Genomic DNA, 12372 nt, shown 5'->3' on the forward strand with positions numbered 1-12372 from the left:
AAAAGAATAATATGAAAATTTCAAATAAAATAAAAATATTGGCTATACTCATTGCAATGGGTATGACTTTTTCTTGTAGTCTGGATGAAGGAAAAAGCTTAAATGGACCTCAAACGACTTCAATTTCTGAAGGGCTTTCTAGGCCAGAACTCCCGCAGGTAGTTGCTGGTATACTGTCAGATATGAGAGTTGACATGGAAACACAAAGGGATGTATTATCTGTATTAGGAAGAGAATATTGGCATCTTCAAAGTTCTGATCCAGGATGGGGTACAGAATTGGCTGCAGGATTGTTAAGTAATAGTGCATTTTTTATAAATAGACCATATACAGCAAGGTATGCTACTGTCAAGGGATGTAATATTCTATTAGAAAGTTTAGAAGCAGAAAGTACCATTACAATTTTTTCAGCAAATGAAATAGCTGGAATTAGAGGATTTGCTAATACCATTAAGGCTCATGAATTACTGTCAGTTTTAAATATGGTATATCAAAATGGGATAAGAACAGATGTAGCAGATCCAGATAATTTAGGGCCTTTTGAAAGCTATGATGCGGCATTAACTACCATAATGGGGCTTTTAGATTCAGGATTTGCAGATCTTACGACTGGAGGAGGAGGACCAAGCCCTAATACTTTAGGTGTTTCTTACGCAGAATTCAATAGAGCTATTGCTGCTAGAGTTGCGGCATATCAAGGGAATTCAGCTGGCGTTTTAAGTGCGCTTTCGGATTCTTTTATGGATATAAATGGAGACATGAATTCGGGTGCTTATTTTCGATATTCAGCAGCAGGAGCAGATTTATTAAATCCATTATTTATTTCTTTGAATTCTGGAGATACAGGTGCTGCAATAGCGTATCCTGATTTTGTAGAAGACCCTTCTGCGCCATCCTTCGAGCCTGGAGATCTAAGATTAAATAAGGTTGTTGCTCGTTCAGATTTCCCTGTTCAATTAGAACTTGCTGGTATGGCTGGAGCATATGATGTATGGTTATATCAATCTAATACAGACCCTGTAGGCATAATAAGAAATGAAGAACTACTATTATTATATGCAGAGGCGAATATGGTTTCAAATCCTGGTGAAGCAGAAGCAGCTATTGATGCTGTTCGAGATGCAGCAGGTTTAGGGCCAATTGGAGCAGGAAATGTTGATGAAGATAGAATTATATTTGAAAGACGGTATTCTCTTTACGGAGAAGGTCATCGTTGGATAGATATGAGACGTTTTGGTAGACTTGATGAAATAAATCAAGATCATGATAGACCAGGTGATTTATCACCTGTACCAAGTCAATTTCCAATCCCTCAAAGCGAAGGATAATAAATTTAAAGATAATTATAATAATAAAAACCCCTCGACTTGTCGAGGGGTTTTTCGCTATTAACCAATCCTTAATAATCCAATAAAAAGGATTTTTTTATACAGCTTTAAGCTGCGGCTTTAATTTAATTTTTCTCGATGATGATTCGCTCTAGAACAACCGAATCTTCTCTTGGAACCGTTCTACTTTTAAAAAGCCACATTTTAAATTTAGTTACTAAAAAGAATAAAATTGGAACAACTATTAATGTTAAGAAGGTTGCTATAAATAATCCGTAAATAACAGTCCAAGCTAATGGTCCCCAGAAAATAACATTATCCCCTCCTACGTATATGTTTGCATCAAATGCGCTAAACAGTGTAAAGAAGTTAATATTTAAACCAGTTGCTAACGGAATTAAACCTAAAATAGTTGTAATTGCTGTTAACAAAACTGGACGCAGACGTGCTTTTCCTCCTTTTACAATAGCTTCAACTAAATCGGATGTTTTTAGATATTGATCGTCTTCTAAATCCTCTTTAACCTTTTTACGGTCAATAAGCAATTGTGTATAGTCTAAAAGTACCACACCGTTATTTACCACAATTCCTGCCAAGGATATAATTCCCATCATAGTCATCATAATTACAAAAGCACTTCCTGTGGCAACAATACCACCAAATACACCTATTAAACTTAAGAAGATTGCTATCATGATAATTCCTGGTTTAGAAACGGAATTAAATTGAAATATTAGAATAAAAAATATTAAACCCAGACCAGTGAAAAACGCACCCATTAAAAATGCCATCTGCTTCTCTTGTTCTTCAATTTGACCAGTATAATCAATTTTTACTGTATCCGGTTTTTCAGCAAAGGCTTGCATTTCGTTTTTTATTACAGAAACTATGGCACCAGCATCAGTATAACCTGGGGCTAATGCAGAATACAATGTTACGACACGTTCGACATCTTTATGTTTAATCGCACTGAAGCCCGAATTGTTATTTTGCTTGGCAACAGAAGAAACAGGGATTTCTTTTATTTGACCAGAAGCCATGTCTCTAAATGTGATTTTTTGATTGAAAATAGCACTTGTATTATATCGATTTTCTTCATTAAAGCGTACATAGATATCATAATCTTCACCGTCGTCTTTATAAATACCTGCTTTTGCTCCAAAAATGGCATTACGCAATTGCTGCCCAACTTGTCCAGAACTTGTTCCAAGTTCTCCTGCCTTTTTTCTGTCGACAAGAACTTGCATCGAAGGTTTAGATTTGTTCACATCAATTTTAAGCTCATCAATCCCTTGAATATTTTTAGAATTGATAAAATCGCGCATTTTTTCTGCGGTTGCAATTAATTCAGAATAATTTTTACCTTCTAATTCTACATTTATTGGATAACCTGCAGGTGGACCTACAGCATCTTTTTCGACGGAAATAGAAACACCAGGATAAATTCCTTGTAAAGCTTCTTGTACTTGTTTTAATAGGTCATTACTATCTGCGCCTTTTCTAAATTTATATTCTCGCATGGTCGCAGTAATTTTTGCTCTATGAGGCATTTCTGCAGCAGAACCACCATCGGTTTGCGGATTTCCAGCGCCCTCACCAACTTGTGATACGGCACTTTCTGTCAAGAAATTAAACCCATCTTCAATATAGGATGCATCATTAATAATACCATAAACACGTTGTTCAATTTCTTTAGTTATGGTATTGGTCTTTTTTATATCGGTTCCTTCAGGATACTCGATGTAAACAATAATTTGATTTGGCGTATTATCAGGAAAAAACTCAACCTTTGTACGCTTGTTTTCTACGGAAGCCCCAAAACCGATGAAGGCAATAATTAACAATAAGAAAGTACCAACAGTAATTAAAACTGGTCTTCTTCCTTTTAAAGCTGTACGTAGCATTCTTTCATAAAAACGCTCCCAGCGTGGTAAAATTTTGTTTTGAAAACCATTTGCCCATCCTCTTAAGAATAATCGATAAACCCATAGCATGATTGCAACAACTATCATTAAGGTGCCTAGGCCTCTATAGGCGCCACCAAAAATTGCAATTAGTAATCCAATGGATGCTACAATTGCCGTAATTTTAATAATACTATGAAGTGGCATGTCCTTATCTTCTGTGGTCATAAACTGAGACACCATCACCGAATTAAAGAAAATTGCAACAAAAAGGGATGAACCTAAAACGACTGATAATGTGACTGGAAAATAAATCATGAATTGACCCATTAACCCTGGCCATAAACCTAAGGGAATAAAAGCGGCAACTGTTGTAGCAGTAGAAATTATAATGGGGAATGCGATTTCTCCAATTCCTTTTTTAGCTGCTTGAATCCTAGTCATACCTTCGTCTTCCATAAGGCGGTAAACATTCTCAACAACCACAATCCCGTTATCAACTAACATACCCAGACCCATGATGAGTCCAAATAGTATCATGGTATTCATGGTATAGCCAAGTGCGTTTAAAATCATTAAAGACATAAACATTGACATAGGAATGGCGAATCCAACAAATAAAGCATTTTTGAACCCTAAAAAGAACATTAATACGGTAACAACGAGAATAATACCGAAGATGATATTGTTCACTAAATCATCCACCTGACCAATGGTTTTTGAAGATTGGTCGTTAGAAATAGTAACTTTTAAATCTTTAGGAAAAACGTTTTCGATTGCGTTATCAACAATAATTTTAATTTGTTCGGCTGCGGCTACCATGTTTTTACCAGATCGTTTTTTAACATCCAGCATAACTACTGGCTCACCAAATTCTCTAGCATAGGTGGTCTTATCTTCGTCTTTAAAAGACACTTTAGCTATATCATTTAAATAAATGGCATTTCCATTTTCAGCCTTAACAACAAAAGTTTCAAGTTCTTTGGGGTCCTCAATTTCTCCAATAATTCTAATAGTACGACGTTGCCCACTAGAGATTAAGTTTCCAGCAGACATGGTGATGTTTTCATTGCTAATGGCATTAATAATATCATTAAAACTTACCTTAGCCGCCATCATTTTGTAGATATCTACGGCTACTTCTACTTCTTTATCTTGAGCACCTCTAATATCTACTTGCTTTATTTCTTGAAGGCTTTCTATTTCATCTTCTAAATATTCGCCAAATTCTTTTAACTTATCTACCGGGTAGTCTCCAGAAATATTAATATTGAGTATTGGAATTTCTTCAGACATACTTAAGTCGAAAATTGTGGGATCCACTTTGGCGCCATTAAATGTTGGCCAATCTTCGCCAGAAGTTTCAGAATCAACCTCATCTTTCACCTTTTGCTTTGCAGCTTCGACCGTTATATCCTCATCAAATTCAACAACAATAATTGAATAATCTTCTTGGGAAGTTGAAGTTATCTCAACGACATTACTTACTGTTTTTAGTTTATCCTCAATGGGATCTGTAATGAGTTTTTCAATATCCTCAGCTGTGTTTCCAGGGTATACCGAACTTATATAAATTTTAGTTTCTTTAATTTCTGGGAAGTTTTCTCTAGCCATACTGAAATATGCTCCAGCACCTAAGAAAAGGATAAGAGCGATTAAAACATACATGGTTGTTTTATTGTTGATTGCCCATGATGATAACCCAAACTCTTTATCTACTTTTTTCTTCTTTTTATCTTTTGTCATGATTGATTGTTTTTTTGTCATTCCTTAGAAAGCAGGAATCCACTTTTTATATTTTGATTAATAGATTCCTGTCTGCACAGGAATGACAAGACTAGTTAGCTTCAATGATTTTAACATCCTGACCATCTTTTACGCTACGAGCTCCTTCTTGAATAATTTCATTACCGTTTACTAGACCAGAAAGGACTTCAATATAATCTCCTTGGGTTTTACCAGTTTCAATTATAACACGTTTTGCTTTTGCTACATTATTATTATTATTATTATCTGTAACAGCATAGACATACTGTTCCCCTTCGGCATTTTCCGAAATAATGCTTTGGGGGATTAAAATAGCTTTATCACTCGTGTAGTCGTTAATTTTAAGCTTAGCTGTAAGGTTTGGTTTTATCGACTCATTTTTATTCGGAATAGGAACTTGTATTTTAAATGTTCTATTTGCAGGATTAATAAAATCCCCTACTTGACGCACTGTTGTAGTAATAGTTTTTCCAAGCATAGAAAACTCGACATCCACTGTTTTTCCTTCTTTAATTGAAGAGATATAGCTTTCTGGCACATCTGTCTCAATATACATGTCCTTTAAGTTTACAATTCTGAAAAGGGCTGATTGTCCTGGAGCAACGACACTTCCTTGATCTGTTATGATATCGTCAATAGTCCCTGAAAAGGGTGCTCGAACAACTGTTTTTGCCAGTTGCTGAGTTAATTGATTTGTTGCTTGCAACTGAGCTTCATAGTTAGCTTTTGTTTGCAAGTATTGGATTTCGCTACCAATTTTCTGATTCCATAAGCGTTCTTGACGCTCAAATGTAGTTTTGGCTAATTCTGATTGAATTTTTAACTGCGCCAATTGTTGACCTAAGCCACCATCATCGATTGCAGCAAGTTTTTGTCCTTTACTTACTTGCTGTCCTTCCTTAACATATATTTGCTTTAAGAGGCCTCCATACTCAGCATTTATAACAACATTTTGTTTTGTTGTAACATTACCCTGAAGTTCTACAAAGTGATTAAAAACGCTTTCTTCAGTTTTAAAAGTTGTGATAAGAGGAATTTTTTGTTGTGGGTCTAATTTTTTTATTTCAGATTCTAATTGTTTGAGTTCTGCAATTATGACCTGCTGCTGCTCGTCTAGAGATGCTTTCTTTGCTCTTATTTGTTCAAGGTTCTGTGTAGCAATAATATCTTCTACAGATTTTTTATTGCCGCCTCCGCAGGCTGTTAATAAAACAGTTACAATTAGTAAGGAATATATATTTTTCATTTTCTGATTGATTTTTAATTTATAGTGTTTAATACAGTTTCTAACTCAGTTTTTTTGTTAATAACATCTAGCATGGCTTGCAGATATTCTTGCTGCGAACTATATAATTGTGTTTGTGCTTGTCGTAAATCAAAGCTACTTGCAATGCCTTCAAAAAACTTAGTTTGATTTTTTTGTTCAATACGTTCTGCTAAGCCTAGATTTTCTTTTTTATTAGAATAGTCTTCAATAGCAAATTGGTAGTCGCTTTTTGCTGCTGCAATTTCAAGTTTTATACGTTGCTCAGTTTCAGTTAAATCGTCTTTAGATTTTTCTAAATTAATTTTAGCGCGTTGCGTTCTAGCTACTTTTAAACCTGAACCAAAAATTGGTATTTTCATATTAACTCCAAAAACAGCATAACCAAAGTATTCTTTGTCTTTATTCAAAAAGTCGAATGAATTACTGAATGAAGTATAACCACCCGTTAAAAAAGAACTTAAAGAAGGCAAAGCTCTACTTTGTTCTAGTTTTACTAGTAATTCTTTAGATTTTTTGTCATTTTCAGCTATTTGAAAATCGATAGTGTTTTCGACAGAAATGTCTTGATTTAAAATGCCTAAATCTATATTTTTAAGAGCAAGCTCGTTTAAAGTATCTGAGAGCTGAACTTTACTATTTATATCTAGCCCTACTGTAAAGTTAAACATTTGATATGCTACATTCTTCAACCTAATTGCATTATTCAAATTACTTTTAATACCAGAAAGCGTTATTTGTAATTGTTCAACACTTTCTTCTTCTTCTAAACCGTTTTCAAAAATTTTAGTAATTTCATTAAGATTTTTTTGAAGCGTAACCTTATTTTTTTCCAGTATATCAACGCTTTCTTCAGCAAGGATAACATTTCCGTAAGCATTAATTACCGCTTTTCTTACCTCTAAATCAGTTTTAGTTTTAGCATTTTTTGAAATTTCTAAAAACACTTTGGCAGATTGCAACCCAACAATGTAAGAGCCATCAAAGATTAATTGCGATAGCGTCGCTGAGGCATTTATATTTTTCCTTGCGCCAAATATTACCGGAATCAAATCTGCATTGGGGTCTCCAAAATCACTTGGAACAACCTGTACTTGTTGCTTAAGGAAATCTTGATATGCTATCGAGCCGTCAAGCTGTGGCAGTCCAGCTGCTATGGTTTCCCATTTCTGTTTTTTGGCAGCATCGATATCTCGAGAAGCATTTTTTGCTGTTCTATTATTTTCTAAAGCATAATTGATAGCTTCGTCCAAAGAGAAACTTTTTATGTCTTCTTGCGAATGCATTATAAAAGCTTGAAGTAAGCCAAATATTATAATTAGATACTTTTTCATTTTGTTTATGATTGTTTATGATTGATTATAAATTTGTTAAGTGTTTCTAGGCCTTTTGGGGTGCAGATTCCGCGTAAGTGATATTCTAAATAATTACTCATTAGCATATTCATTGAAAACTGCTTGAGTGGAAATAAATCTTTATCCTTTATTGCTAACATGCCATTGAAATAAATTCTAGCTATGAATTCTACGCTTATTGTGTCCCTATACAATCCGAGTTGAATACCACGTTTTAGATTATCAGTTACACAAGTTTGCATGACTTGAAACTGTTTGTTTTTTAAGGTGCTGAATATTTGAGGATAATATTTTTGTAATTGATATTGAGGAGAAGATTTTTCGTCTTTTAAATGCTCCATCACAAATTGTTTAATACTGTAAATTTCTTCAATTGGGTTTTTTTCTAAAGCACAAATACAGTCTATTCCATGAGAAATAGATTCAAATAAGCTAAGAGTTGTTGCCTCTACCAATTTTGTTTTATTGTCAAAGTGTTGGTAAATGGTTTTTTTTGATACGCCTAAAACACTAGCAATATCGTCCATCGTCACGCTTTTAAACCCATAGTTTAAAAACAAATCTGTTGCGCCTATTAAAATTTTATTTCTCATAATATTGTGCAAAAATATAATAGGAAACTTTAAAAACCTAAAAAGTTTCCAAAGTTTTAATATTTATTTAACATATCCTGTACTTTAAGGCGTCGAATTGTTCTGAATTAATTTATTTTTGTTTTATGCTTACAATAGAAAAATATCAAAAAGAGTTTGTTGCTTATTTGGAAGACTATTCTGTTTCACAAGAGCCTTATAATCTTTACAACCCGATTCAATATATATTAAGTCTAGGTGGAAAGCGATTACGACCTGTTTTAACATTAATGACGGCAGAAATTTTTAATTGTGATTATAAAAAAGCTATGGATGCCGCTTTGAGTATCGAAGTGTTTCACAATTTTTCGTTGGTTCATGACGATATTATGGACGATGCGCCTCTTAGAAGAGGAAAACAAACGGTCCATGAAAAATGGGATGTGAATACTGGAATTCTTTCTGGAGATGCTATGCTAATTATGGCGTACCAACTTTTTGAAAGGTATGACTCTAGCACTTTTCAAGCATTAGCAAAATTATTTAGTAAAACAGCTCTGGAAGTTTGTGAAGGACAACAGTATGATGTGGATTTTGAAACGCGACAAGATGTTACTATCCCAGAATACTTGAAAATGATTGAATTTAAAACGGCCGTTTTAGTTGGCGCAGCTATGAAAATGGGTGCTATTGTAGCGAATACTTCTGAAGATGATCAAAATAATATTTACCAATTTGGCAAAAATTTAGGAATTGCTTTCCAATTGCAAGATGATTATTTGGATGCTTTCGGAGATCCAAAAACGTTTGGAAAACAGGTTGGAGGAGATATTATTGAAAATAAAAAAACCTATTTGTATTTAAAAGCTTTAGAGTTTTCAAATGATGGAGATATGATTGAATTGAGTCACTTGTTTAATTCTGCCCCGGAGGACATAGAAACTAAAATTGAAGTGGCAAAACAGTTTTTTATTTCAAGTGGTTCAGCTGAAGAAACAAAAAAAGCTATTAAGAACTATACAGACAAGGCATTTTCAGTTTTAGATTCTTTAAGTATTTCTGAAGACAAAAAAGAACTACTGAAAAAATTTGGTAACAGTTTAATCAATAGAACGGTTTAATGCAATTACCAAAAACTTTTGAAAGCTTAATTGTCGAAGCCAATAGGTTAGATTTATATAGAAAATTAGTTATTCAACTAAATAAAGATTTGCTTTTAGCAAATGTAGATTTAGAATTTCATGAAGATATTTTACCCACTAGCTTAAAGCTTCTACTTCATGAGACGGTTTATAAACTCATCCAAGAAAAGTTTACAGAATATTTGAATCTTCTTTATATTATTGATGTTTCCGAAAGTCAGGTTAAGGCTTTGGATGGAGAAGATGTTGTTAAGTTATCAGAAGCCGTAACATTTTTAATCCTAAAACGTGAGTGGCAAAAAGTGTGGTTTAGAAATAAATATTCTTAAAAATCTTTCTTTTTCGATTTAAAAACAATTCTTAATACAGGTAGAATTACCCAAACTATTAAGGTTGTAAAAGATACTATAAGGCCAAAATTTGTGCCGAAGAATTGTTTAAATATAGCTCCTGTATAGCCTAATAATGCTGAAATGTCTAATTTCAATAAAATGAGAGTTCTTGATAAATCTATAGGATTAAGCATTGTACCAACTAAGGATAATTTATCTAACGGATAGTCTTCAAACATAATTAACGTCATTAAAAAGAGTCCGTCGTAAATAATGGCTAAAAACAGCCATAATAAAATGGCGTAACCAAAACCTTTAATTTTATTTTCGTTTGATAAAGCGATGTTAAAAGCTAATGCAGTGAATATTAATGTTAAAAATGTCCCTGTGATTAACAGTAATGAAAAATCCCAAATAGCATTACTTTTAAATAAACCATAAAACACAAATGGAATACCTAGACCTAAGATTAAACTCACAGAAAGTGATAAAGCAACGCCTAAATATTGTCCTAAAAATATAGATGAACGTTTTAATGGCTGTGCTAATAACACTTCTGTGAATTCTTTAGAATTATAGTAGTACATCACACCAAAAATAGTACCTATTAAAGGCACGAGAACGATAATGACATTCATTAATGTGATGACGGCTTTAGATAAGTCGTTGTTCAAGAACAGGAGTAAAATACCTAGTAACAAGTAAAATGCAAAATACACATAACTCCAACGGCTACGCATCAAATCATAAAAGCTATATTTTAATATCTTAAGCATGGTTATCCGTTAATATTGATGCAATGGCATGTTCGAAATCAGGCTGATTGGTCTTTGTTTTCAATTCTTGAATCGGTCCTTTGAAGTAAATTTCCCCTTCTAACAAGAATACGATTTCGTCGGAGACCTCTTCAACAAAACTCATAATGTGCGAGGTGATGAGAATCGTTTTTCCCTTGGCTTTTTCTGCTTGGATCAGGTCTTTTAATCGAATGAGTGAAATAGGATCCAATCCAGTAGTTGGTTCATCAAGGATAATCAGTGGACTGTCAAACATGAAGGTCAGTAAAATATTCACTTTTTGCCTCGTACCTCCAGACAGGTTTCCTAATTTCTGATTTAAGAATGGTTGAAGCTTGAACACTTCAATCAATCGCTCGTCATGGGCAGCTTTACCGCGTAAGTCCTTAATCATCCTAATGAGCTCTTTCACTTTAAGATTATTCGGGAAATTCGCTATTTGTGGTAAATAATCGATCTTGTACCTATAGTCAGTATTTTTCCGAATATCCTCTCCATGAACCTTGATTTCGCCTTTATTCGGGACTACCATTCCTAAAATCGCCTTGATAAGTGTGGTCTTTCCAGACCCATTCGGACCTAAAACCGCGAATATACCACCGTCTCCAATGCTCAAGTCAACACCGTTAAGTACCTGGTTCTTGCCGAATTTTTTGTGAAGACCTTTAATGCTTACCATGTGTTTCTTCTTGTTAATGGATTATTGTCCAACAGGTTATCGGGCGTAAATACAGGTGATACTTTTTCAGAGAAATCTATAATATCTATGAACAAACTTCGCAGCAATATAATGGTTTCTGGAGTTCGGTTAACGATATAAGAAAATAACTTCACAGGTCTATAAGGCACATCTCCTATGCCATCCTTGTCTAAATCGTAACCGGTATAGTTACTCCAATAATTATTATTGAAAACATTGTCATTTACTTTGCTATTATAAGCAATGTCGAAGGAATTGTATAAAAAATTGTTCTCGATAAATTGATTGGCATAGCAGGCACCCCGAACTTTAATGGCCCAGCCATTACCTATAAAATCATTGTTTTTATATACAACCCTATTCGATCCTTCCGTGTTTATTCCAATTGTGTTTTCTTCAAATGTGTTGCCTATGATTTCAGCATCGTTTATTTCTTTTAAAAGTAAACCATATGATGCTGTACCCCAATTTTCCTTGAATATATTGTTATACATCTTTATGTTCTTGGAGAACATCACAGCCACACCTGCCCCATTGTTCTCGAAAGTATTGTCTTGATAGATATCGTCATTCGAAAACATGAAGTGCAAGCCATATCGAAGATTCTCGGCACTAAAATTATTTTTAATGATACAATCGTCAGAGAATTCCAAATAAATCCCATCACGAACGTTTTGCACATGGTTCTGCTCGATGCCTATATGATTACTATGCCATAGTTGGATGCCGTTTCCAGAACTATATTCTTGAACTGCATCACCTATGATTTTATTATGAAATACCTTGCCATAGCTAGATTTTTCCAGATAGATACCAAAAAAGAGTTTCTCTAACACCACATTCTGAATGACGAAATTCTTACTCTTTTTAACTCGTATGGCTGCAAAATCTTCGGTATAACTCATCCCAACATTTATTATAAATAATCCATCGATAGTAACATTATCCGATGTTATTGTGATGATCTCACCTTTTAATTCGCCATCAATTACAGGATAATCCTTACCTAGGATAGTCAATGGTTTATCAACAATGATATCATATTCTTTGTAATTACCTTTTGCAACAACGATGGTATCATTGTTGCTTGCTTGTGCGATAGCCTGTTTTATTTTTGAAATAGGACAGGTCTCGCAAACTTCAATAAGCTGTGCAAAGCCAATTGATGTCGTGAAGAATATTAACAAGAAAGCTAGTATGTGTTTCATACT

The 12372-nt window shown here is 33.9% G+C and carries 10 protein-coding genes; 3 read left to right on the forward strand and 7 right to left on the reverse strand.

Translation table 11 applies throughout. The features are described from left to right. Positions 1 to 11 precede the first annotated feature (11 nt). Positions 12 to 1328: a RagB/SusD family nutrient uptake outer membrane protein gene (locus tag AC2D6V_RS05360; RefSeq protein ID WP_484647020.1), complete on the forward strand. Its 1317-nt coding sequence runs from the start codon at positions 12 to 14 to the stop codon at positions 1326 to 1328. Positions 1329 to 1453: 125 nt separating this feature from the next. Here the strand turns inward: AC2D6V_RS05360 and AC2D6V_RS05365 are convergent, their stop codons facing one another. From AC2D6V_RS05365 to AC2D6V_RS05380, 4 genes are all read right to left on the reverse strand, one after another. Further along, on the reverse strand, positions 1454 to 4978 hold the full coding sequence (locus AC2D6V_RS05365; RefSeq protein WP_484647021.1) for an efflux RND transporter permease subunit: 3525 nt from the start codon (positions 4976 to 4978) through the stop codon (positions 1454 to 1456). A gap of 91 nt (positions 4979 to 5069) precedes the next feature. Further along, positions 5070 to 6245: an efflux RND transporter periplasmic adaptor subunit gene (locus AC2D6V_RS05370; RefSeq protein ID WP_484647022.1), complete on the reverse strand. Its 1176-nt coding sequence runs from the start codon at positions 6243 to 6245 to the stop codon at positions 5070 to 5072. A 14-nt stretch (positions 6246 to 6259) separates the two neighbouring features. Next, positions 6260 to 7597: a TolC family protein gene (locus tag AC2D6V_RS05375; RefSeq protein ID WP_484647023.1), complete on the reverse strand. Its 1338-nt coding sequence runs from the start codon at positions 7595 to 7597 to the stop codon at positions 6260 to 6262. 5 nt (positions 7598 to 7602) lie between these two features. Continuing rightward, positions 7603 to 8211, reverse strand: coding sequence for a TetR/AcrR family transcriptional regulator (locus AC2D6V_RS05380; protein ID WP_484647024.1), 609 nt, complete (start codon positions 8209 to 8211; stop codon positions 7603 to 7605). 125 nt (positions 8212 to 8336) lie between these two features. Between AC2D6V_RS05380 and AC2D6V_RS05385 the strand changes: the two genes are divergently transcribed. Continuing rightward, complete coding sequence (locus AC2D6V_RS05385) at positions 8337 to 9311, forward strand: polyprenyl synthetase family protein (RefSeq protein WP_484647025.1); 975 nt, start codon at positions 8337 to 8339, stop codon at positions 9309 to 9311. Continuing rightward, a complete protein-coding gene (locus tag AC2D6V_RS05390; RefSeq protein WP_484647027.1) occupies positions 9311 to 9661 on the forward strand; it encodes a hypothetical protein in 351 nt (116 codons plus the stop codon). The genes AC2D6V_RS05385 and AC2D6V_RS05390 overlap by 1 nt, the downstream gene beginning before the upstream one ends. Here AC2D6V_RS05390 and AC2D6V_RS05395 read toward each other — a convergent pair. Genes AC2D6V_RS05395 through AC2D6V_RS05405 form a run of 3 tightly spaced genes read right to left on the reverse strand, consistent with a single transcriptional unit; the run spans position 9658 to position 12369 of the window. Then, entirely contained in the window at positions 9658 to 10440 is a 783-nt protein-coding gene (locus AC2D6V_RS05395; RefSeq protein ID WP_484647028.1) for an ABC transporter permease, read from the reverse strand. The two genes, AC2D6V_RS05390 and AC2D6V_RS05395, sit on opposite strands and share 4 nt — an antisense overlap. Next, positions 10433 to 11140 carry an ABC transporter ATP-binding protein gene (locus tag AC2D6V_RS05400; protein ID WP_484647029.1) on the reverse strand — a complete coding sequence of 236 codons (708 nt, stop codon included), beginning with the start codon at positions 11138 to 11140 and terminating at the stop codon, positions 10433 to 10435. The genes AC2D6V_RS05395 and AC2D6V_RS05400 overlap by 8 nt, the downstream gene beginning before the upstream one ends. Continuing rightward, on the reverse strand, positions 11134 to 12369 hold the full coding sequence (locus tag AC2D6V_RS05405; protein WP_484647031.1) for a nitrous oxide reductase family maturation protein NosD: 1236 nt from the start codon (positions 12367 to 12369) through the stop codon (positions 11134 to 11136). Before AC2D6V_RS05405 ends, AC2D6V_RS05400 begins: the two co-directional genes overlap by 7 nt. Positions 12370 to 12372: the final 3 nt, after the last annotated feature.

The organism is Algibacter sp. YIN40, from assembly GCF_057219435.1.